Origin of the sequence: Streptomyces sp. TSRI0107, from assembly GCF_001905845.1 — a bacterium.
Lineage (GTDB): Bacteria > Actinomycetota > Actinomycetes > Streptomycetales > Streptomycetaceae > Streptomyces.
In genome coordinates this window covers 251,057-272,625 of sequence record NZ_LIVZ01000001.1, presented here as the reverse complement: position 1 = coordinate 272,625, position 21,569 = coordinate 251,057, and the positions used below count along the sequence as shown (strand labels likewise).

At 70.6% G+C, this 21,569-nt stretch carries 18 protein-coding genes; 15 read left to right on the top strand and 3 right to left on the bottom strand.

The window, feature by feature from the left end; translation table 11 throughout:
* Nucleotides 1-11: 11 nt before the first annotated feature.
* The 10 genes from AMK31_RS01190 (at nucleotide 12) to AMK31_RS01140 (ending at nucleotide 12,995) form a co-directional block, all read left to right on the top strand.
* The gene (locus AMK31_RS01190; protein WP_073938364.1) at nucleotides 12-1,928 is read left to right on the top strand and encodes an acetyl/propionyl/methylcrotonyl-CoA carboxylase subunit alpha; all 1,917 of its coding nucleotides are present in this window, start codon (nucleotides 12-14) and stop codon (nucleotides 1,926-1,928) included.
* The gene (locus AMK31_RS01185; protein ID WP_073938363.1) at nucleotides 1,925-2,869 is read left to right on the top strand and encodes a hydroxymethylglutaryl-CoA lyase; all 945 of its coding nucleotides are present in this window, start codon (nucleotides 1,925-1,927) and stop codon (nucleotides 2,867-2,869) included. The genes AMK31_RS01190 and AMK31_RS01185 overlap by 4 nt, the downstream gene beginning before the upstream one ends.
* A 6-nt stretch (nucleotides 2,870-2,875) precedes the next feature.
* Nucleotides 2,876-4,036 carry an acyl-CoA dehydrogenase family protein gene (locus AMK31_RS01180; RefSeq protein ID WP_073938362.1) on the top strand — a complete coding sequence of 387 codons (1,161 nt, stop codon included), beginning with the start codon at nucleotides 2,876-2,878 and terminating at the stop codon, nucleotides 4,034-4,036.
* A gap of 323 nt (nucleotides 4,037-4,359) precedes the next feature.
* A complete protein-coding gene (locus AMK31_RS01170; RefSeq protein ID WP_073938361.1) occupies nucleotides 4,360-5,631 on the top strand; it encodes a serine hydrolase domain-containing protein in 1,272 nt (423 codons plus the stop codon).
* A 192-nt stretch (nucleotides 5,632-5,823) separates the two neighbouring features.
* Nucleotides 5,824-6,870, top strand: coding sequence for an ABC transporter substrate-binding protein (locus AMK31_RS01165; protein WP_073938360.1), 1,047 nt, complete (start codon nucleotides 5,824-5,826; stop codon nucleotides 6,868-6,870).
* A gap of 121 nt (nucleotides 6,871-6,991) precedes the next feature.
* Nucleotides 6,992-7,849: a siderophore-interacting protein gene (locus AMK31_RS01160; RefSeq protein ID WP_073938359.1), complete on the top strand. Its 858-nt coding sequence runs from the start codon at nucleotides 6,992-6,994 to the stop codon at nucleotides 7,847-7,849.
* A 143-nt stretch (nucleotides 7,850-7,992) separates the two neighbouring features.
* A complete protein-coding gene (gene desA / locus AMK31_RS01155) occupies nucleotides 7,993-9,435 on the top strand; it encodes a lysine decarboxylase DesA (protein WP_073938358.1) in 1,443 nt (480 codons plus the stop codon).
* The gene (locus AMK31_RS01150) at nucleotides 9,419-10,702 is read left to right on the top strand and encodes a lysine N(6)-hydroxylase/L-ornithine N(5)-oxygenase family protein (protein WP_073938357.1); all 1,284 of its coding nucleotides are present in this window, start codon (nucleotides 9,419-9,421) and stop codon (nucleotides 10,700-10,702) included. The genes desA and AMK31_RS01150 overlap by 17 nt, the downstream gene beginning before the upstream one ends.
* Nucleotides 10,699-11,229 (top strand): GNAT family N-acetyltransferase, encoded by a 531-nt coding sequence (locus AMK31_RS01145; protein WP_073938356.1) that lies wholly within the window; start codon nucleotides 10,699-10,701, stop codon nucleotides 11,227-11,229. The genes AMK31_RS01150 and AMK31_RS01145 overlap by 4 nt, the downstream gene beginning before the upstream one ends.
* The gene (locus AMK31_RS01140) at nucleotides 11,226-12,995 is read left to right on the top strand and encodes an IucA/IucC family protein (protein WP_073938355.1); all 1,770 of its coding nucleotides are present in this window, start codon (nucleotides 11,226-11,228) and stop codon (nucleotides 12,993-12,995) included. The genes AMK31_RS01145 and AMK31_RS01140 overlap by 4 nt, the downstream gene beginning before the upstream one ends.
* 64 nt (nucleotides 12,996-13,059) lie before the next feature.
* Here the strand turns inward: AMK31_RS01140 and AMK31_RS01135 are convergent, their stop codons facing one another.
* Nucleotides 13,060-14,649 (bottom strand): beta-N-acetylhexosaminidase, encoded by a 1,590-nt coding sequence (locus AMK31_RS01135; protein WP_073938354.1) that lies wholly within the window; start codon nucleotides 14,647-14,649, stop codon nucleotides 13,060-13,062.
* A 77-nt stretch (nucleotides 14,650-14,726) separates the two neighbouring features.
* Between AMK31_RS01135 and AMK31_RS01130 the strand changes: the two genes are divergently transcribed.
* The 3 genes from AMK31_RS01130 (at nucleotide 14,727) to glmS (ending at nucleotide 17,794) form a co-directional block, all read left to right on the top strand.
* Nucleotides 14,727-15,608, top strand: a complete 882-nt coding sequence (locus AMK31_RS01130) for a DUF4429 domain-containing protein (RefSeq protein ID WP_073938353.1) — start codon at nucleotides 14,727-14,729, stop codon at nucleotides 15,606-15,608.
* An 86-nt stretch (nucleotides 15,609-15,694) separates the two neighbouring features.
* Nucleotides 15,695-15,952, top strand: coding sequence for a hypothetical protein (locus AMK31_RS01125; RefSeq protein WP_073938352.1), 258 nt, complete (start codon nucleotides 15,695-15,697; stop codon nucleotides 15,950-15,952).
* Between the two features lie 24 nt (nucleotides 15,953-15,976).
* Nucleotides 15,977-17,794 carry a glutamine--fructose-6-phosphate transaminase (isomerizing) gene (gene glmS, locus AMK31_RS01120; protein ID WP_073938351.1) on the top strand — a complete coding sequence of 606 codons (1,818 nt, stop codon included), beginning with the start codon at nucleotides 15,977-15,979 and terminating at the stop codon, nucleotides 17,792-17,794.
* Between the two features lie 115 nt (nucleotides 17,795-17,909).
* On the opposite strand, the gene AMK31_RS01115 is transcribed toward glmS, so the two are convergent.
* A complete protein-coding gene (locus tag AMK31_RS01115) occupies nucleotides 17,910-18,467 on the bottom strand; it encodes a GPR1/FUN34/YaaH family transporter (protein WP_073938350.1) in 558 nt (185 codons plus the stop codon).
* 163 nt (nucleotides 18,468-18,630) lie between these two features.
* Nucleotides 18,631-19,158: a universal stress protein gene (locus AMK31_RS01110; RefSeq protein ID WP_073938349.1), complete on the bottom strand. Its 528-nt coding sequence runs from the start codon at nucleotides 19,156-19,158 to the stop codon at nucleotides 18,631-18,633.
* A gap of 349 nt (nucleotides 19,159-19,507) precedes the next feature.
* Here AMK31_RS01110 and AMK31_RS01105 point away from each other — a divergent pair, with 349 nt between their 5' ends.
* Nucleotides 19,508-19,810, top strand: a complete 303-nt coding sequence (locus AMK31_RS01105; RefSeq protein ID WP_073938348.1) for a hypothetical protein — start codon at nucleotides 19,508-19,510, stop codon at nucleotides 19,808-19,810.
* A gap of 378 nt (nucleotides 19,811-20,188) precedes the next feature.
* Complete coding sequence (locus tag AMK31_RS01100) at nucleotides 20,189-21,487, top strand: helix-turn-helix domain-containing protein (protein ID WP_073938347.1); 1,299 nt, start codon at nucleotides 20,189-20,191, stop codon at nucleotides 21,485-21,487.
* Nucleotides 21,488-21,569 lie beyond the last annotated feature (82 nt).

Below are 21,569 nucleotides of genomic sequence, written 5' to 3'. Positions count from 1 at the left end.
GGTTCACGACTATGTTCGACACCGTTCTTGTGGCCAACCGCGGCGAGATCGCGGTGCGGGTCATCCGCACGCTGCGCGCGCTCGGCGTGCGCTCCGTCGCCGTCTTCTCCGACGCCGACGCCGGCGCCCGGCACGTCCGCGAGGCCGACACCGCGGTACGGATCGGTCCGGCGCCCGCCGCCGAGAGCTATCTGTCCGTGGAGCGGCTGCTTCAGGCCGCGACCCGCACCGGCGCGCAGGCCGTCCACCCCGGGTACGGCTTCCTCGCCGAGAACGCCGGCTTCGCCCGCGCCTGCGCCGACGCCGGGCTGGTGTTCATCGGGCCTCCGGCGGACGCCATCTCCCTGATGGGCGACAAGATCCGCGCCAAGGAGACGGTGCGCGCGGCCGGAGTGCCCGTGGTGCCCGGCGGACGCGATCCGGAGCTGGCCGAGGCCGCCCGCGAGCTGGGCGCGCCCGTGCTGCTGAAGCCGTCCGCGGGCGGCGGCGGCAAGGGCATGCGGCTGGTGCGGGACCTGGACCTGCTCGACGACGAGATCGCCGCCGCCCGCCGGGAGGCCCGCGCCTCCTTCGGCGACGACACGCTGCTCGTCGAACGCTGGATCGACCGCCCTCGGCACATCGAGATCCAGGTCCTGGCCGACGGCCACGGCAACGTCGTCCACCTGGGCGAACGCGAGTGCTCCCTCCAGCGCCGCCACCAGAAGATCATCGAGGAGGCGCCGAGCGTGCTCCTCGACGAGGAGACCCGCGCGGCGATGGGCGAGGCGGCGGTCCAGGCCGCCCGCTCCTGCGGGTACGTCGGCGCGGGCACGGTGGAGTTCATCGTCCCCGGCGGCGACCCCTCCCAGTACTACTTCATGGAGATGAACACCCGCCTCCAGGTGGAACACCCGGTCACCGAGCTGGTCACCGGCCGGGACCTGGTCGAGTGGCAGCTGCGGGTGGCCGCGGGCGAACCCCTGCCCTTCGGGCAGCAGGACGTCCGGCTCACCGGGCACGCCGTCGAGGCCCGCATCTGCGCCGAAGACCCCGCGCGCGGCTTCCTGCCCTCCGGCGGCACGGTGCTGAAGCTCCGCGAACCGCAGGGCGACGGCATCCGCACCGACTCCGGGCTCAGCGAGGGCACGGAGGTCGGCAGCCTGTACGACCCGATGCTGTCCAAGGTGATCGCGTACGGCCCGGACCGCGCCACCGCCCTGCGCAGACTGCGCGCGGCCCTCGCCGAGACGGTCACGCTGGGCGTGCCCACCAACGCCGGGTTCCTGCGCAGGCTGCTGGCCCACCCGGCGGTCGTCGCGGGCGACATGGACACCGGGCTGGTCGAGCGGGAGGCGGCGGGGCTGATCCCGGCCGAGGTGCCGGAGGAGGTGTACGAGGCGGCGGCGGCCGTACGGCTGGACGCGCTGCGGCCGCGCGGGGACGGCTGGACGGACCCGTTCTCGGTGCCGAGCGGCTGGCGGCTCGGCGGCACGCCCAGGCCGCTCGGCTTCCCGCTGCGGGTCACCGACCCGGTGGAGCACACCCCGCGCGGCACCCACACCGTCACCCCGGACCACGTCTCCGTCACCCTCGACGGCGTCCGCCACACCTTCCACCGCGCCGGCGACTGGCTGGGCCGCGACGGCGACGCCTGGCAGGTGCGCGACCACGACCCGGTGGCCGCCTCCCTGGACCGGGCCGCGCACGCGGGCGCCGACTCCCTCACCGCCCCCATGCCGGGGACGGTCACGGTGGTGAAGGTGGCCGTCGGCGACGAGGTGACCGCCGGTCAGAGCCTGGTCGTCGTCGAGGCGATGAAGATGGAGCACGTCATCTCCGCCCCGCACGCCGGCACGGTCGCCGAGCTGGACGTCACCCCGGGCAGCACGGTCGCCATGGACCAGGTGCTGGCGGTCATCACCCCTCACGAGGAGGCGGCGGAATGACGGTCGACGGGCTCCCCATGGCCGTCCCCGCGGCGGATCTGCCCGCCCGCGTCCGCATTCACGAGGTGGGCGCGCGCGACGGACTGCAGAACGAGAAGGCGACCGTGCCCACGGAGGTGAAGGCGGAGTTCGTCCGCCGCCTCGCCGGCGCGGGCCTGAAGACTATCGAGGCGACCAGCTTCGTCCACCCGAAGTGGGTGCCCCAGCTGGCGGACGCCGAGCAGCTGTTCCCGCTCGTCAGCGACCTGCCCGGGGTGGCGCTCCCGGTGCTGGTCCCCAACGAGCGCGGCCTGGACCGCGCCCTGGCCCTGGGGGCGCGCCGGATCGCCGTGTTCGCCAGCGCCACCGAGTCCTTCGCGAAGGCCAACCTCAACCGCACGGTGGACGAGGCGCTGGCCATGTTCGAGCCGGTGGTGAGCCGGGCGAAGGCGGAGGGCGGGCATGTGCGGGGCTATCTGTCCATGTGCTTCGGCGACCCCTGGGAGGGCCCGGTGCCGGTCCCCCAGGTGGTCCGCGTCTGCCGGGCCCTGCTGGACATGGGCTGCGACGAGCTGAGCCTCGGCGACACGATCGGCGTGGCCACGCCCGGACACGTGCGGGAACTCCTCACCGCGCTGAACGCCGCCGGCGTCCCCACCGCCGCGCTCGGCGTGCACTTCCACGACACCTACGGACAGGCGCTCGCGAACACCCTCGCGGCGCTGCAGCACGGGGTGACGACCGTCGACGCCTCCGCGGGCGGCCTGGGCGGCTGCCCGTACGCCAGGAGCGCCACCGGCAACCTCGCCACCGAGGACCTGGTGTGGATGCTGCGGGGACTCGGCATCGACACCGGCGTCGACCTCGGCCGGCTCACCGCCACCAGCGTGTGGATGGCCGAGCAACTGGGCCGCCCCAGCCCGTCCCGCACCGTCAGAGCCCTCTCCCACAAGGAGCAGTGAAGAACGATGGACCACCGTCTCTCCCCCGAGCTGGAAGAACTCCGCCGCACCGTGGAGGAGTTCGCGCACGACGTGGTGGCCCCGAAGATCGGCGACTACTACGAGCGGCACGAGTTCCCGTACGAGATCGTCCGCGAGATGGGCCGGATGGGCCTGTTCGGGCTGCCGTTCCCGGAGGAGTACGGCGGCATGGGCGGCGACTATCTCGCCCTGGGCGTGGCCCTCGAGGAGCTGGCGCGGGTGGACTCCTCCGTCGCCATCACCCTGGAGGCGGGCGTCTCGCTGGGCGCGATGCCGATCCATCTCTTCGGCACCGAGGAGCAGAAGCGGCGGTGGCTGCCCCGGCTGTGCTCCGGCGAGATCCTGGGCGCCTTCGGCCTGACCGAGCCGGACGGCGGCAGCGACGCCGGGGCGACCCGGACGACGGCGCGCCGGGACCCGGCGACCGGCGAGTGGGTGATCAACGGCACCAAGTGCTTCATCACCAACTCCGGCACGGACATCACGGGCCTGGTCACGGTGACCGCGGTGACCGGCCGCAAGCCGGACGGCCGGCCGGAGATCTCCGCGATCATCGTCCCCTCCGGCACCCCGGGCTTCACGGTGGCCGCCCCCTACTCCAAGGTCGGCTGGAACGCCTCCGACACCCGTGAGCTGTCCTTCGCCGACGTGCGGGTGCCGGCCGAGAACCTGCTGGGCGAGGAGGGCCGCGGGTACGCGCAGTTCCTGCGGATCCTCGACGAGGGCCGGATCGCCATCGCGGCGCTGGCGACGGGCCTGGCGCAGGGCTGCGTCGACGAGTCGGTCACGTACGCGAAGGAACGGCACGCCTTCGGCCGCCCGATCGGCGCGAACCAGGCGATCCAGTTCAAGATCGCGGACATGGAGATGAAGGCCCACACGGCCCGCCTCGCCTGGCGCGACGCGGCGTCCCGGCTGGTCGCGGGCGAGCCCTTCAAGAAGGAGGCGGCGCTGGCGAAGCTGTACTCGTCCACGATCGCCGTCGACAACGCCCGGGACGCCACCCAGATCCACGGCGGCTACGGCTTCATGAACGAGTACCCGGTGGCCCGTATGTGGCGGGACTCCAAGATCCTCGAGATCGGCGAGGGCACGAGCGAGGTGCAGCGGATGCTGATCGCCCGGGAGTTGGGCCTGGCGGGCTAGGCCCTGCCGTTTGGATCATCCCGGCGTCGCGGGGTCTGGCACGCACATCTGCCGCGTTGTCGTCAGTCGCCGACGCGCCGCGTCGACTCCCTCCTCCGCCTTGCAGCTGCACGCACCAGACCCCGCTCGACTCGGCCGGGACGCACCGTCCCTCACAGCCGGGCTGACCCAAACGAAAGAGCCTAGAGCGCCGCCTCCGGGCCCGGGAGCGCCCCCGTCGGCTCGACAGGCGATCCGGCGGGGGCGCTCCTAAGCTGGTGCTGTTCGGCTCGAGAGGTCCGCGCTCATGGCCACGGCCATCTCCCACCCGCCGGGAGCAGCTCATGACGTTCGCGTGCAGAGGACTTCGCAGGGGGGCCGTCGCCGCCGCCATGGCGGCGGTTCTGCTGCTGCCGGTGACCGCCGTGTCGGCCGTGGCGACGCCACGGGCCGTCGGCCCCGAGGCCGTGTCCGGGGCCGTCACGCAGACGGATCCGCCGAGTCCGACCACCGCGGACGGTGACTTCCGCGAGCTGACGCCGGAGGTGCGCCGGCAGCTCGACGACGCCGTCCAGCGGGTCATGAAGGAAGCGAACGTACCGGGCGTCACCGTCGGGCTGTGGACCCCCGACAAGGGCGTCTACGAGCGCTCCTTCGGCGTGGCCGACAAGAGCACCGGGCAGCGGATGTCGCCGGATCTGTTCATGCGCATCGGCAGCGAGACCAAGACCTTCACCGTGACCGCCCTGCTCCAGCTCGTCGACCAGGGCAAGGTCGACCTGGACGACCCGATCAGCGCGTACGTGGACGGAGTTCCGAACGGCGACGAGATATCCCTGCGCGAACTCGCCGGGATGCGCAGCGGTCTGTACAACTACTCGGAGGACCCGGACTTCTTCAAGGCGCTGACGTCGGATCCGCAACGCAGCTTCACGCCTCGGCAACTGCTGGACTACGCCTTCAAGCACCCGGTGCTGTTCCAGCCGAACGAGAAGTTCTCCTACTGCAACACCAATCTGATCCTGCTCGGCCTGGTCGTCGAGAAGGTGGCCGAGCAGCCGCTGCAGGACGTCATCAAGGAGAACATCCTCGACCCGGCCGGCATGCGGGACAGCTTCCTCGCGACGAACGCGGACTTCCCCGAGCCGCACGCGCAGGGGTACACGAACCAGACCGCGACCGGCGAGGTCGAGAACTCGACGGACTGGGACCCGTCCTGGGGCTGGGCCGCCGGAGCGATGATCTCGACCCGGGACGACCTGCGCACCTGGGCGCGCACGGTGGCCACGGGCGAGTTCCCCGACGGCGGCGCGATGGTCGAACCCGCGACGCAGAAGCAGCGCCTGGAGACGCCCCCGACCGGCATCAAGGGGGCCGGGTACGGCCTCGGCATCTTCGACGTGCAGGGCTGGATCGGGCACAACGGCTCACTGCCGGGCTACGAGTCCCTGACCATCTATCTGCCGTCGGCGGAGGCGACGCTGGTGGTCCTGCTGAACACCGACATCGTCCACGACGGGCAGGAGCCGAGCACGCTGTTCGGCGACGCGATCACGAGCATCGTCACGCCGGACCACGTCTTCAACCTCCCTGTGTCGCCGACGCCGAAGAAGTGATCTGGATCATCTTCCGGGAGGGCGTTTCGGCCAACTCCCGCAGTGGGTAGGCGCATTGGGAATGCGAACAGGTGTGGGTCGCGCACGGTCGTGAACCCGGGGCTCCCCACCCCTGGACAAGATCTGAGGTTAGGCTAACCTACCTTCGAATTGTCCGGCGGGCATCCGCCCTGTTCGAAAGCAGCCACGCTCATGTCCAACGCCCGTGCCACCCACCTCACCCGTCGCGGGATCCTCGCCGCCGGCGGTGCCCTCGGCCTCGGTGCCGTTCTCGCCGCGTGCGGCGACGAAGACACGAAAAGCGGTGGCTCGGACTCGTCGGCGGCCGCCAAGCCGTCCGGCCCCTGGACGTTCAAGGACGACCGCGGCACGACCGTGAAGCTCGACAAGGTTCCCACGAACATCGTCGCCTTCGTCGGCGTGGCCGCCGCGCTCCACGACTACGGCATCGAGGTCAAGGGCGTCTTCGGCCCGACCAAGACCCAGGACGGCAAGCCGGACGTCCAGGCCGGCGACATGGACATCAGCAAGGTCGAGATCCTCGGCAACGTCTGGGGCCAGTTCAACGTCGAGAAGTACGCGACGCTCGCCCCCGAGGTCCTCATCACCACGATGTTCGACGACGCCGGCACCCTCTGGTACGTGCCCGAGGAGTCCAAGGACAAGATCACCAAGCTCGCCCCGAGCGTCGGCATCTCCGTCTACGACCGCCAGCTGACCCAGTCGCTGGAGCGCATGTGGGCGCTGGCCGATTCGCTGGGCGCGGACCTGAAGGCCGACCAGACCGTCAAGGCGAAGCAGGAGTTCGAGGCCGCCGCGGAGCGCCTGCGGAAGGCCGCGAAGGCCCGGCCCGAGATCAAGGTGATGGCCGGGTCCGCGAGCGCGGAGCTGTTCTACGTCTCCGGCACCAACCTGTCGATCGACCTCGAGTACTTCAAGGCGCTCGGCGTGAACTTCATCGAGCCGTCGGAGAAGGCGAAGGCCCAGGGCGGCGGCTGGTTCGAGGCCCTCAGCTGGGAGAACGTCGACAAGTACGACGCGGACATCATCATGATGGACGACCGGGCGCAGGCGACGCAGCCGGACGCCATCACCGAGGCGACCTGGAAGAAGCTGCCGGCGGTGAAGGCCGGTCAGGTCATCCCCCGCTCGCCGGAGCCGATCCTGTCGTACGGCAAGTGCACGCCGCTGCTGACGAACCTCGCCGAGGCGATCGAGAACGCGAAGAAGGTCAGCTGAGCTGCGCCTTCGGGGCGGGGGGCTCCTGAAGTCCGGCGGCTGCGGGTAGTTGGTGGCTGGTCGCGCAGTTCCCCGCGCCCCTGAGGCCGGCCGCCCACCCCGCCAGTTCAGGAGTCACCGCATGTCCACGACCGTCGCCGTTCCGTTTCGTTTCTTCTCTCTTCAGGTCGTGCGGACGGAGCGGCTCGGGCCGTCCCTGGTCCGGGTCACCTTCGCCGGGGGCGACCTCGCCGACTTCCACTCCGACGGATGCGACCAGTCGCTGTCGCTGTTCATTCCGCATCCGGGGCAGGACGCCCCGGTCGTCCCCATCGAGTTGGGCGAGGACTGGTGGAAGGGGTGGATGGCGCTGCCGGACGACGTGCGGGCGGTGATGCGCTCGTACACGCTGCGCTCGCTGCGCCGCGACCCCGACGAGATCGACATCGACTTCGTGCTGCACGGCGTGGAGCCGGGTTCCGCCACTCCCGCCGGACCCGCCTCCACGTGGGCCGCGCGGGCCTCCGCCGGGGACAAGGTGCTGCTGCTCGGCCCGGCGATCGCGGACAACCGGGCGATCCGGTTCCGGCCGCCGGAGGACACCGATCTGGTGGTGCTCTGGGGTGACGAGACCGCGCTTCCGGCGGTCGCCGCGATCCTGGAGTCGCTGCCGGCCGGGCAGCGGGCCCGGGTGTGGCTGGAGGTGCATGACGCCGGGAACGTGCTGGACCTGGCCACCGAGGCGGACGCCGAGGTGACCTGGCTGGTACAGGAGGGCGACCACGCCGAGGGGTCCCCCATGGCCCTCGACGCGATCCGCGACACGCGACTGCCGCCGGCGGAGCACCCGTACGTCTGGATCGCGGGCGAGTCCGGCTCGGTGAAGGCGCTGCGCCGGCATTTCGTCGGCGAGCGCGGCGTCGACCGGCGCCGGGTGACGTTCGTGGGCTACTGGCGCCGTGGGCTGACGGAAGAGCAGTTGCGGGAGCAGGGCGAGTAATTCAGTTGAAAGTGACGGAAGTTACTCTCCGACCGCACGGAGATCAGCCAACTTAGGTTAGGCTAACCTAAGTAAGCCGGAGTCATCGGCTCCGCCCCGGCCCTTCCCGTCCGCTCGGCCAGTCCCCACCGGAGGACCCCCACATGCGCTCGCACCTGCTCAATGACACGACCGCGGAGCAGTACCGCCGCTCCGTGACCGAAGGAGTCGAGCGGGTGGCCGCCAAACTCGCCACCACCCGGCGCCCGTTCACCGGCGTCACGGTCGACGCCCTGGCTCCCGCCATCGAGCGGATCGACCTCGACCAGCCGCTGCACGACACCACGGCGGTCCTCGACGAGCTGGAGGACGTCTACCTCCGGGACGCGATCTACTTCCACCACCCCCGCTACCTCGCCCACCTCAACTGCCCCGTCGTCATCCCGGCCGTGCTCGGCGAGGCGATCCTGTCCGCCGTCAACTCCTCCCTGGACACCTGGGACCAGTCGGCCGGCGGCACCCTCATCGAGCGCAAACTCGTCGACTGGACCGCCGCCCGCATCGGCCTCGGCGAGAACGCCGACGGCGTGTTCACCTCCGGCGGCAGCCAGTCCAACCTCCAGGCGCTGCTGCTGGCCCGCGAGGAGGCCAAGACCGAGGACCTCGGCAAACTGCGCGTCTTCGCCTCCGAGGTCAGCCACTTCAGCGTGAAGAAGTCGGCGAAACTGCTCGGCCTCGGCCAGGACGCCGTCGTGTCGATCCCCGTCGACCACGACAAGCGGATGCAGACCGTCGCGCTCGCCCACGAGCTGGAGCGCTGCGCGAAGGACGGCCTCGTCCCCATGGCCGTCGTCGCCACCGCCGGCACCACCGACTTCGGCTCGATCGACCCGCTCCCCGAGATCGCCGAGCTGTGCGCGCAGTACGGCACCTGGATGCACGTCGACGCGGCCTACGGCTGCGGACTGCTCACCTCCCTCAAGCGCCGCGCGCTGCTGGACGGCATCGAGCGGGCCGACTCGGTCACCGTCGACTACCACAAGTCCTTCTTCCAGCCGGTGAGCTCGTCCGCCGTGCTGGTGCGGGACGCGTCGACGCTGCGCCACGCCACCTACCACGCGGAGTACCTGAACCCGCGCCGGATGGTGCAGGAACGTATCCCCAACCAGGTGGACAAGTCCCTCCAGACCACCCGCCGCTTCGACGCCCTCAAGCTCTGGGTCACCCTGCGCGTCATGGGCGCCGACGGCATCGGGCAGCTCTTCGACGAGGTCTGCGACCTGGCGCAGGAGGGCTGGCGGCTGCTGGCCGCCGACCCGCGCTACGACGTCGTCGTCGAGCCGTCGCTGTCCACCCTGGTCTTCCGCTACATCCCGGCCGCCGTCACCGACCCCGCGGAGATCGACCGCGCCAACCTCTACGCCCGCAAGGCCCTGTTCGCCTCCGGCGAGGCCATCGTCGCGGGCACCAAGGTGGGCGGCCGCCACTACCTCAAGTTCACCCTGCTCAACCCTGAGACGATGGTGTCCGACATCGCCGCCGTCCTCGACCTGATCGCCGGCCACGCCGAGCAGTACCTGGGAGACTCCCTTGACCGCGCTTCCTGAATCCGCCACCAAGACCTACGACTTCGTGGGAATCGGACTCGGGCCCTTCAACCTCGGCCTCGCCTGTCTCACCGAGCCGATCGACGAACTCGACGGCGTCTTCCTGGAGTCCAAGCCCGACTTCGAGTGGCATGCCGGCATGTTCCTCGAAGGCGCCCACCTCCAGACGCCGTTCATGTCGGACCTGGTCACCCTGGCGGACCCGACGTCGCCGTACTCCTTCCTGAACTACCTGAAGGAGAAGGGCCGCCTCTACTCGTTCTACATACGCGAGAACTTCTACCCGCTCCGCGTCGAGTACGACGACTACTGCCGCTGGGCCGCGAACAAGCTGAGCAGCATCCGCTTCGGCACGACCGTCACCGAGGTGACGTACGACGAGACGGACGAGCTGTACGCCGTGACGACCGCGGCCGGTGAGACGTACCGCGCCCGCCACCTCGTGCTCGGCACCGGCACCCCGCCGTACGTCCCGGAGCCCTGCCGGGGCCTGGGCGGCGACTTCATCCACAACTCCCGCTATGTGCAGAGCAAGGCGGAGCTGCAGAAGAAGAAGTCGATCACGCTGGTCGGCAGCGGCCAGTCCGCCGCCGAGATCTACTACGACCTCCTCGGCGAGATCGACGTCCACGGCTACCGGCTGAACTGGGTCACCCGCTCCCCGCGGTTCTTCCCGCTGGAGTACACCAAGCTCACGCTGGAGATGACCTCCCCGGAGTACATCGACTACTTCCGCGCCCTGCCGGAGCAGACCCGCTACCGCCTGACCGCCCAGCAGAAGGGCCTGTTCAAGGGCATCGACGGCGACCTGATCAACGAGATCTTCGACCTGCTCTACCAGAAGAACCTCGGCGGCCCGGTCCCCACCCGGCTGCTCACCAACTCGGCACTGACCAGCGCGTCCTACGAGAACGGCACGTACACCCTGGGCTTCCGCCAGGAGGAGCAGGAGAAGGACTTCCAGCTCAGCTCCGACGGCCTGATCCTGGCCACCGGCTACAAGTACGTCGAGCCCGAGTTCCTGAAGCCGATCGGCGACCGCCTGGTCCGCGACTCCCAGGGCAGCTTCGACGTCGGCCGCAACTACGCGATCGACGTCACCGGCAGAGGCGTCTTCCTGCAGAACGCCGGCGTCCACACCCACAGCATCACCAGCCCCGACCTGGGCATGGGCGCCTACCGCAACAGCTACATCATCCGGGAGCTGCTCGGCACCGAGTACTACCCGGTGGAGAAGACGATCGCGTTCCAGGAGTTCTCGGTATGACCTTCACGTTCCGCACCCTCGACCCGCTGAAGGACGCCGAGCTCCTGCACGGCTGGGTCACCCACCCCAAGGCCGCGTTCTGGATGATGCAGGACGCGAAACTGGAGGACGTCGAGCGCGCCTACATGGAGATAGCCGCCGACGAGCACCATCACGCGCTGCTCGGCCTCCAGGACGGCGAGCCTGCCTTCCTCATGGAGAAGTACGACCCCGCCCACCGGGAACTGGTCGGCCTGTACGAGGCCCGGCCCGGGGACGTCGGCATGCACTTCCTCACCCCGCCCACGGACAAGCCGGTGCACGGCTTCACCAAGTCCGTCATCACCGCCGTCATGGCGCACCTCTTCGAGGACCCGGCGACCGAACGCGTGGTCGTCGAACCGGACGTCCGCAACAAGGCCGTGCACGCCCTGAACGCGGCCGTCGGCTTCGTCCCGGAGCGGGAGATCCAGAAGCCGGAGAAGAAGGCGCTGCTGAGCTTCTGCACCCGGGCGCAGTTCCTGGCCGCGACGGGGGTGTCCGCATGAGCCTCGCCGACTCCGTGGCCCATCTCTCCCCCGAGCGCTGGGAGCAGGCCAACCGTCTCCTGATACGCAAGGCTCTCGCCGAGTTCGCGCACGAGCGGCTGATCACGCCCGAGCGGGACGGCGACGTCTACGTCGTCCGCAGCGACGACGGTCTGACCGGCTACCGCTTCACCGCGGCCGTCCGCACCCTGGACCACTGGCAGATCGACGCGGACTCCATATCCCGGCACCGCGACGGCAAAGAGCTCCCGCTCGCCGCCCTGGACTTCTTCATCGAGCTGAAGGACTCCCTCGGCCTGAGCGACGAGATCCTGCCGGTCTACCTGGAGGAGATCTCCTCCACCCTCTCCGGCACCTGCTACAAGCTCACCAAGCCGCGGATCACCGCCGCGGAACTGGCGGCCGGCGGCTTCCAGGCCATCGAGACGGGGATGACCGAGGGCCACCCCTGCTTCGTCGCCAACAACGGCCGGCTCGGCTTCGGCATCCACGAGTACCTGTCGTACGCGCCGGAGACCGCGAGCCCCGTCCGCCTGGTCTGGCTGGCCGCGCACCGCTCGCGCGCCGCGTTCACGGCGGGTGTGGGCATCGACTACGAGTCCTTCGTCCGGCAGGAGCTGGGCGAGGAGACCGTCGACCGCTTCCACGGCGTGCTGCGCGAGCGCGGCCTGGACCCGGCCGACTACCTGTTCATCCCCGTCCACCCCTGGCAGTGGTGGAACAAGCTCTCCGTCACCTTCGCCGCCGAGGTGGCCCGGCAGCACCTGGTGTGCCTGGGCGAGGGCGACGACGAGTACCTGGCCCAGCAGTCCATCCGGACGTTCTTCAACACCAGCCACCCCGAGAAGCACTACGTGAAGACGGCGCTGTCCGTCATCAACATGGGCTTCATGCGCGGGCTGTCGGCCGCCTACATGGAGGCCACCCCGGCGATCAACGACTGGCTGGCCCAGCTGATCGAGGGCGACCCGGTGCTGAAGGCGACGGGCCTGACGATCATCCGGGAGCGGGCGGCGGTCGGCTACCGGCACCTGGAGTACGAGAAGGCCACCGACCGCTACTCGCCGTACCGCAAGATGCTCGCCGCGCTGTGGCGGGAGAGCCCGGTGCCGTCGCTGCGGGACGGCGAGTCCCTGGCGACCATGGCCTCGCTGCTGCACGTCGACCACGCGGGCGCCTCCTTCGCGGGCGCGCTGATCGCCCGCTCGGGCCTGGCCCCGGCGGAGTGGCTGCGCCGCTATCTGCGGGCCTACTACACCCCGCTGCTGCACAGCTTCTACGCCTACGACCTGGTCTACATGCCGCACGGCGAGAACGTGATCCTGGTCCTGAAGGACGGCGTGGTCGAACGCGCGATCTACAAGGACATCGCCGAGGAGATCTGCGTCATGGACCCGGACGCGGTGCTGCCGCCGGAGGTCCAGCGGATCCGCGCCGAGGTCCCCGAGGACAAGAAGCTGCTGTCCGTCTTCACGGACGTCTTCGACTGCTTCTTCCGCTTCCTCGCCGCGGGCCTCGCCTCCGAGGGAGTTCTGGAGGAGGACGACTTCTGGCGCACGGTCGCCGAGGTCACCCGCGAGTACCAGGAGTCGATGCCCGAACTCGCCGACAAGTTCCGGCAGTACGACATGTTCGCCCCGGAGTTCGCGCTGTCCTGCCTCAACCGGCTCCAGCTGCGCAACAACAGGCAGATGGTCGATCTCGCGGACCCGTCCGGCGCGCTCCAGCTCGTCGGCACCCTGAGGAACCCGATCGCCGGGTTCTGACCCCCTGACCAGGCGGGCACCCCGGAGACGGTCCTCCGGGGTGCCCGTCGGCGTTCCGCTCGGCTCACTCAGCGGGCCACGGCACCTGCGGCGACCGGTGGTAGCCGATGCCGAGCGCGTCCCAGCGCGGCCCCTGCGCCGCGAGCCGCGTCCGGTACGCCTCCCAGTCGTGCGTGGCGGCCGGCGACCAGCCCAGCTCGGCGACGCCGGGCAGCCTCGGGAACGCCATGTACTCGATGTGCGCGGAGTTCTCGAGCGTCTCCGTCCACAGCGGCGCCTCCACCCCGCGGATCGCGGAGGCGGGCGTGTCCGGCAGATAGGCGCCGGGGTCCCAGTCGTAGGACCGCCGGACGTCGACGTATCCGGCCCAGGACAGTCCCAGCGGGGTGTTCCTGTCGTACTTCATGTCGAGGTAGACCCGGTCGGCCGGGGACAGGACGATCCCCGTCCCGCTCTGTGCCGCCTTCGCCACCTGCGCCTTCTCCTCGGCGCCGGTGCCGTCCAGGCCCCAGTACTGGGCGAGCGCGCCGGCGGCCGGGGTGGCGCCGGTCAGCTGGTGCCAGCCGACGACGGTCTTGCCGTACTCGGCGACGACCGGCTGCACCCGGTCCATGAACCGCACGTAGTCCGCGTGGCTGGTGGAGTGCGCCTCGTCGCCGCCGATGTGGAGGTAGCGGCCGGGGGTGAGGGCGGCCAGCTCGCGGACGACGTCCTCCACGAAGTCGTAGGTGACCTCCTTGCCGACGCACAGCGAGCTGAAGCCCACGTCGGTGCCGGTGTACAGCGGGGGTGCCACGCCGTCGCAGTTGAGTTCGGCGTACGAGGCGAGGGCCGCGTTGGTGTGGCCCGGCATGTCTGTCTCGGGGACGACCTCCAGGTGCCGGGAGGCCGCGTAGCGGACGATCTCCGTGTAGTCCGCCTTCGTGTAGTGGCCGCCGGGACCGCCGCCGACCTCGGTGGAGCCGCCGTGGGTGGCGAGGCGCGGCCAGGAGTCGACGGCGATCCGCCAGCCCTGGTCGTCGCTGAGGTGCAGATGGAGCTTGTTCAGCTTGTAGAGGGCCAGCTGGTCGATGTACCGCTTGACTTCGGCGACGGTGAAGAAGTGCCGCGACACGTCGAGCATGGCGCCGCGCCAGGCATAGCGCGGGGTGTCCCGGATGGTGCCGCCCGCGACCAGCCAGGGTCCGGGCTGCACGGTGTCCTTCTCGACCGCGGCGGGCAGCAGCTGACGCAGGGTCTGGACGCCGTGGAAGAGCCCGGCGGGCTCGGCGGCGGTGATGGTGACGCCGGTGCGGCCGCTGTCGAGGCGGTAACCCTCGGCGCCGTACGGGCCCTTGGCGAGCCGGAGCCGGATGCCGCCCGCGCCCCGGTCGGTGACGGGCAGCGGGTAGCCGGTGGAGGGCCGCAGGACGTCCGCGAGGTAGTCGCCGACCCGGCGGGCCTCCCGTGTGCCGTCGACGCGGATGCGGGTGCCGTCGGTGATGCGGTACGGGGATCCGCCCGGGGCGACCGAGGCGGGGGCCGGGACGACCTGGCCGAGGGGCCTCGCCTCGGCGGGGCCGGGCGCGGGCCGGGGTGCCGCGCCGGAGGTGAGGACGCCGGCCGCCGCGACCAGCAGCAGCGAACCGAGAAGGTGCAGTCTGTGCCGTCTCACACGTGCTCCCTTCGGATGGGTATAGACCACAAGGGGTGTAGACCACTCTCCCGCAGAACGAGTGAAACAATCCCCGCATGGCGGAAATCCTTCAAAAGGACGGCACTTGGACCTTCGACGGCGACGCCCTGCGGCTGACTCCCGGACGCGACAAGAGCGTCGGCCTGCTGCGCCGGACGCTCGGTGAACTCGTCGTCCCCCTGGGCGCGCTGGCGGGCATATCGTTCGAGCAGGGCAAGAAGTCCGGGCGCCTGCGCCTCAGACTGCGCGACGGCGCCGACCCGCTGATCCAGGCGACCGGCGGGCGGCTGACGGAACCTCACGACCCGTACCAGCTGGTCGTCGAGCCGGGCCGGTACGGCGTCGCCGAGTACTTCGTGGACGAGGTGCGCAACGCCCTGCTGCTGGACCGGGTGCCCGCGGAACCGGCCACCGAGTACCTGCTGCCGGGCCCGGCCGTCCCGCTGTCGGCCGCCGCCGGGGACGGCAGCGCGAGCTTCGACGGCGACCGGGTCCGGCTGGAGTGGAACTGGAAGACGGAGGACGCCAAGGCCGCCGCCGGCACCCGCACCCTGGCGGTCGGCGACATCACGGCCGTGGAGTGGTATCCGGCGGTCGGCCTGGAGAACGGCCACCTCCGCTTCACCGTGAGGAACGCCCCGACCAAGGCGCCGCCCAAGTACGACCCGAACTCCGTCGAGCTGTGGGGCTTCAAGAAGGACCCGCTGATGGCCCTGGTCGCGGCGGCCGTCCAGGCCCGTCTGCCGCACCCGTCGGCACCGGACGCCGCCCCCGCCCCGCCGCGGCAGCCTGAGGCGACGCCCGCGCCCGCCGCCGAGGACGACCACGACGCCCTGCTGCGCCGGCTGCGGGAGCTGGGCGAGCTGCACCGCTCCGGGGTCCTCACGGACGAGGAGTTCACGATGGCCAAGCAGGCGGTCCTGAAGCGGATGCAATAAGGGCGTACACGGCCTACACACAGGGTCCTGCCCGCAATCGGGCAGGATTCTTGCAAAACCCAGCCCCTTACTCCAGGATCTACCGGGTGCACGACGAACTTGTTGATCATCTGACGCGGTCCACGCCCCTCAGCCGGGGCGAGGCGCTGCGCGTGGTCCAGGACGTGCTCGCCTTCTTCGACGAGACGACCGAGGAATACGTCCGTCGCCGCCACCGCGAGCTCCAGGCCCAGGGCCTGGTCAACGCGACGATCTTCGAGCGGATCGAGGCGGATCTCAAATATCGCGCGGTGGCCCCGCCGGAGCTCACGCTCCGGCAGCTGCGGCGGATCGTCTACGGCTAGATCTACGGCTAGGAACACCTTTATATGTGCGGAATCGTCGGATACATCGGCAAGCGTGACGTGGCGCCGCTGCTCCTCGAAGGGCTCCAGCGCCTGGAGTACCGGGGCTACGACTCGGCGGGCATCGTCGTGACCTCCCCCAAGGCCTCGGGCCTGAAGATGGTCAAGGCCAAGGGCCGGGTCCGTGACCTGGAGGCCAAGGTCCCGGCGCGCTTCAAGGGCACCACCGGCATCGCCCACACCCGCTGGGCCACCCACGGCGCCCCCTCCGACGTGAACGCCCACCCGCACCTGGACGCCGAGGGCAAGGTCGCCGTCGTCCACAACGGCATCATCGACAACGCCGCCGACCTGCGCCGCAAGCTGGAGGCGGACGGCGTCGAGTTCCTCTCCGAGACCGACACCGAGGTCCTCGTCCACCTGATCGCCCGCTCGCAGGCCGAGAAGCTGGAGGACAAGGTCCGCGAGACCGTGCGCCTGATCGAGGGCACCTACGGCATCGCCGTCCTGCACGCCGACTTCCCGGACCGCATCGTCGTCGCCCGCAACGGCTCCCCGGTCGTCCTCGGCATCGGCGAGAAGGAGATGTTCGTCGCCTCGGACATCGCCGCGCTGGTCACCCACACCCGGCAGATAGTGACCCTCGACGACGGCGAGATGGCCACGCTGAAGGCCGACGACTTCCGCACCTACACGACGGAGGGCACCCGTACGACGGCCGAGCCCACCACCGTCGAGTGGGAGGCCGCCTCCTACGACATGGGCGGCCACGACACCTACATGCACAAGGAGATCCACGAGCAGGCCGAGGCCGTGGACCGCGTGCTGCGCGGCCGGATCGACGACCGCTTCTCCACCGTGCACCTCGGCGGCCTCAACCTGGACGCCCGTGAGGCGCGCCGGATCCGCCGGGTGAAGATCCTCGGCTGCGGCACCTCGTACCACGCGGGCATGATCGGCGCCCAGATGATCGAGGAGCTGGCCCGCATCCCCGCCGACGCCGAGCCGGCCTCCGAGTTCCGCTACCGCAACGCGGTCGTCGACCCCGACACCCTGTACATCGCCGTCTCCCAGTCCGGTGAGACGTACGACGTGCTGGCCGCGGTGCAGGAGCTGAAGCGCAAGGGCGCCCGGGTCCTGGGCATTGTCAACGTCGTGGGCTCCGCGATCGCCCGCGAGGCCGACGGCGGCATCTACGTGCACGCCGGCCCCGAGGTCTGCGTCGTCTCGACCAAGTGCTTCACCAACACCTGCGTCTCCTTCGCCCTGCTCGCCCTGCACCTCGGCCGCACCCGCGACCTCTCCGTGCGCGACGGCAAGCGGATCATCGAGGGCCTGCGCAAGCTGCCCGGCCAGATCGCCGAGATGCTGGAGCAGGAAGCGGAGATCGAGAAGCTGGCCAAGGCCTACGCCGACGCCCGCTCGATGCTCTTCATCGGCCGCGTCCGGGGCTACCCGGTGGCCCGCGAGGCCTCCCTGAAGCTCAAGGAGGTCTCCTACATCCACGCCGAGGCCTACCCGGCGTCCGAGCTGAAGCACGGCCCGCTGGCCCTCATCGAGCCGGCCCTCCCCACCGTCGCGATCGTCCCCGACGACGACCTGCTGGAGAAGAACCGCGCCGCGATGGAGGAGATCAAGGCCCGCAGCGGCAAGATCCTCGCGGTCGCCCACCAGGAGCAGGAGAAGGCCGACCAGACCATCGTCGTCCCGAAGAACGAGGACGAGCTGGACCCGATGCTCATGGGCATCCCGCTCCAGCTCCTCGCGTACCACACGGCTCTGGCCCTGGGCCGGGACATCGACAAGCCGCGGAACCTCGCGAAGTCGGTGACGGTCGAGTAGCAGGCCTTCGAAGGCCGGACGAACGACGGACAAAGGACGGACCCCCACGTGTCGCCACCGGACACGGGGGGTCCGTTTCATGTGCCGGGGCAGCCCCGGTCCCCGGCATCGGCGGCTAGCCGGTGGCCGTCACCCCCCGGCCCGCCGCGCGCCGCGACAACGAGGTCGGCCAGTGGGCCGGCGCCGCCGTCCCCGCGTACCAGGCGACGGCCCCCGCCGCCACGGCGAACCAGCCCCCGGCCTTGCCCAGTCCGCCGCTGCCGGCGAAAGCGGCGACCGCGAGAAGCAGCAGGGCCACGAAGAACAGCCCGTACGACACCTGCCCGAGCTGGTCCCCGCCGGCCAGCGTGAGCGACAGCACCACGAGGGCGAACAGCAGCAGGAACAGCCCCGCCGCGTTGGCGGAGACGTCACCGGAGACGGCCCAGGTGAACCAGAGCGCCCCGAGCACGGTGAAGGCGGTGCCGTTGCCGGCGTCATGGTCGCGGAAGGCCAGCAGGCCGGTGAGGAAGAGGGCGATCCCGCCCACGTACTGGGCCACGGTGGCGGCGTCGGAGGCCGTCACGCCGTCGATCACGCCGGTGTGCCCGACACCGACGGCGAGGAGGGTGATCCCGAGGGCGAGTCGGCCGACGATCGTGGTGGTGCTTCCCGCAGAGACGTCGTTGTCCACGGCGGGCTCCCTTCATGCATGTGCAGTTGTGCGGTGACCGGTATATGCCCTTCACAAGAGCACAAACACATCTACGCGTGAGTAGATTCACCCGTCGCACAAAGGGAGTTGGCCGTACCCACGGCCCATGTCACCCGGAATGGAGGCAAGTTACGGAATCACGTCAGGGAATCACGATGACCGGGCGCTTCGCCCGCTTCGCGAGCCGCCCGGCGACCGAGCCGAAGATCCGGCCGACGATGCCGTGCGTGGAGCCGACGACGATGGCGTCCGCCTCGTACTCCCGCCCGACCTCCTCGAGTTCGTGGCAGATGTCGCCGCCGCGCTCGACCAGGATCCAGGGCACCTCGGACAGATAGTCCGCGCAGGCCAGTTCCAGCCCCAGCACCTCGGTGCGGTGGTCCGGCACATCCACGAAGACCGGCGGCTCGCAGCCCGCCCACACCGTCGTCGGAAGCCGGTTGGCCACATGGACGATGATCAGGCCCGAACGGGAACGGTGGGCCATGCCGATCGCGTACGCGAGGGCGCGCTCACTGGACGTGGAGCCGTCGAAGCCGACGACGACCCCGTGCTTGAAGGCGGGGTCGCACGCATGGCGTGGCTCTTCGGCCGCCAGGGGCTCGGCCGCCGTGGGATCGGCGACGGGCCGCTTGCGGTCCGCGGGTTCGAAGAATTCGTGACCGGCCATGGCTGTCTCGGCGTTGTGATCCTTATTGGGTGGGACGACACTGTGCGGCAGGCGGGCTGTGTCCGGGAATCATCTTCCCAACCCCATACCCCCAAGGGTACGGCGGCACGCCTCCTTCGCCCAGATCCCGCGCACCGTCCGTGGCGGTTCCCCGGAGCATGCACGAGGGTGCGCCCGTAACGCAATGGTTGCTGCCCCGTACAGGCGGTTTGCGCAGGATTCAGGCCATGTCAAGGTGACCGACCGGCCGAACCGCCGTTGAACCCCCTGCAACAGCCGCAACGACCCGCACAGCGCCGCCGCGTCACAGCGACACGGCGTCACAGTGCCACAGGGAGCACACACCACCATGTCCTCACGGTCCGGGCCGGACGGCGCCACCGAGATCGTCCGCTGGGCGGCCTTCAGCTGTGTCATCGTCCCGGTGGTCCTCCTCTGGTTCGGCGCCTCGCTCGCCGGCGCGGCGGGCACCGCGCTCGGTCTCGGGGCGGTCACGGCCGTGTGCCGGCTGCTGCTGCGCCAGTCGGAGCGCGGGGCGGCCCGGCTGCTCGCCGAGGAGGGCACTCCGCACCGCGGCAGGCACCAGCGGACGGGCACCGGGGCGCATCGCGGCGGGCGTTCCGGCGGGCGGGGAAATACACCGGTCGGCTGACCGGTTTTCGCGCACGCGCCCGCATCTTTTCAGCCAACTTCTGGATGTCGCGCATCCCCTGTCCGGAACACCCTCCACCCCCCGTTTGACCTGCATGGAAAGGGTCTCCGGCGGCTCGCACACCCTACGCGGTTTGGCCACTGCGACGAGGCGCACTTCCCTGCGCGGCCCGTGAGTGCAACGCTTCGTGATCGAATGCTTTACGCCAAGTTGCCAAGTCGACAATGAGCCCGGTGCGAACCGGCCATTGGGGCTCGGCGTGACGCAGTAGATTCGATCTTGACTGTCTTTACGGCGGGGGACTCGTGCAGGACCGAGGGGAAACGTGCAGGAGCGACACAACCGAGGAGCCGCGACCACCGAGGGGGGCTTAGCAGGATGAGCCACGACTCCACTGCCACGCCGGACGCCGCGGCCCGGAAGCTCTCCGGGCGACGCCGCAAGGAGGTCGTCGCGGTACTGCTGTTCAGCGGCGGCCCCATCTTCGAGAGTTCCATACCGCTGTCGGTGTTCGGCATCGACCGCCAGGACGCCGGAGTGCCGCGCTACCGGCTGCTGGTGTGCGCGGGCGAGGAAGGCCCCCTGCGGACCACAGGGGGCCTGGAACTCACCGCACCTCATGGCCTGGAGGCGATCTCGCGGGCGGGCACGGTCGTCGTGCCGGCCTGGCGGTCGATCACCTCGCCACCACCCGAGGAAGCGCTCGACGCACTGCGCCGGGCGCACGAGGAAGGCGCCCGCATCGTCGGGCTGTGCACCGGCGCCTTCGTCCTCGCGGCGGCGGGCCTGCTGGACGGCCGTCCCGCGACCACACACTGGATGTACGCGCCGACGCTGGCGAAACGCTATCCGTCGGTGCACGTGGATCCGCGCGAACTCTTCGTCGACGACGGAGACGTACTGACGTCGGCGGGCACCGCGGCCGGCATCGACCTGTGCCTGCACATCGTGCGCACCGACCACGGCAACGAGGCGGCCGGCGCGCTGGCCCGCCGCCTGGTGGTGCCGCCGCGCCGGAGCGGAGGCCAGGAACGCTACCTGGACCGCTCTTTACCGGAGGAGATCGGCGCCGACCCGCTCGCCGAGGTCGTCGCCTGGGCACTGGAGCACCTCCACGAGCAGTTCGACGTGGAGACGCTCGCGGCACGGGCGTACATGAGCCGGCGTACGTTCGACCGCCGGTTCCGCTCGCTGACCGGCAGCGCCCCGCTGCAGTGGCTGATCACCCAGCGGGTGCTCCAGGCGCAGCGCCTCCTGGAGACGTCGGACTACTCGGTGGACGAGGTGGCGGGCCGCTGCGGCTTCCGCTCCCCCGTCGCGCTGCGCGGCCACTTCCGCCGTCAGCTCGGCTCGTCCCCGGCGGCGTACCGGGCCGCGTACCGGGCCCGCCGGCCGCAGGGTGACAAGCCGGCCGACGTCGAGGCCACGCCGGCCCCGAGCCACGGCGCCCTCGGCATGGGTCCCGGGCAGCCGGGCGCCGGTCAGCCCGGCCACCCCGGGCACGCGGCCGCGCACCACCAGGACCACCCGGTCCCGCTCCAGGCCCGCCGCACGGCGGCCGCGAGCGCCGTCGGCGCGGGTTCCCTGGACCACCGGGACCACCGGGACCACCGGGACCACCGGGACGCCTATGTGGCGTCGCGCGCCAGTCTCCCGGGACAGCGCAGCGGAACGTGACCGTGTGATCGCACCGCGGGGCCACGAGGAGCCTTCCTCGTGGCCCCGCGGCGTTCTCCGCCCGCGCAAGGCGCCGACGCGG

Coding starts and splice junctions, on each gene's coding strand:
- AMK31_RS01190 (WP_073938364.1), top strand. CDS start 12: ATGTTCGACACCGTTCTTGTGGCCAACCGCGGCGAGATCGCGGTGCGG.
- AMK31_RS01185 (WP_073938363.1), top strand. CDS start 1,925: ATGACGGTCGACGGGCTCCCCATGGCCGTCCCCGCGGCGGATCTGCCC.
- AMK31_RS01180 (WP_073938362.1), top strand. CDS start 2,876: ATGGACCACCGTCTCTCCCCCGAGCTGGAAGAACTCCGCCGCACCGTG.
- AMK31_RS01170 (WP_073938361.1), top strand. CDS start 4,360: ATGACGTTCGCGTGCAGAGGACTTCGCAGGGGGGCCGTCGCCGCCGCC.
- AMK31_RS01165 (WP_073938360.1), top strand. CDS start 5,824: ATGTCCAACGCCCGTGCCACCCACCTCACCCGTCGCGGGATCCTCGCC.
- AMK31_RS01160 (WP_073938359.1), top strand. CDS start 6,992: ATGTCCACGACCGTCGCCGTTCCGTTTCGTTTCTTCTCTCTTCAGGTC.
- desA (WP_073938358.1), top strand. CDS start 7,993: ATGCGCTCGCACCTGCTCAATGACACGACCGCGGAGCAGTACCGCCGC.
- AMK31_RS01145 (WP_073938356.1), top strand. CDS start 10,699: ATGACCTTCACGTTCCGCACCCTCGACCCGCTGAAGGACGCCGAGCTC.
- AMK31_RS01140 (WP_073938355.1), top strand. CDS start 11,226: ATGAGCCTCGCCGACTCCGTGGCCCATCTCTCCCCCGAGCGCTGGGAG.
- AMK31_RS01130 (WP_073938353.1), top strand. CDS start 14,727: ATGGCGGAAATCCTTCAAAAGGACGGCACTTGGACCTTCGACGGCGAC.
- glmS (WP_073938351.1), top strand. CDS start 15,977: ATGTGCGGAATCGTCGGATACATCGGCAAGCGTGACGTGGCGCCGCTG.
- AMK31_RS01110 (WP_073938349.1), bottom strand. CDS start 19,158: ATGGCCGGTCACGAATTCTTCGAACCCGCGGACCGCAAGCGGCCCGTC.
- AMK31_RS01105 (WP_073938348.1), top strand. CDS start 19,508: ATGTCCTCACGGTCCGGGCCGGACGGCGCCACCGAGATCGTCCGCTGG.
- AMK31_RS01100 (WP_073938347.1), top strand. CDS start 20,189: ATGAGCCACGACTCCACTGCCACGCCGGACGCCGCGGCCCGGAAGCTC.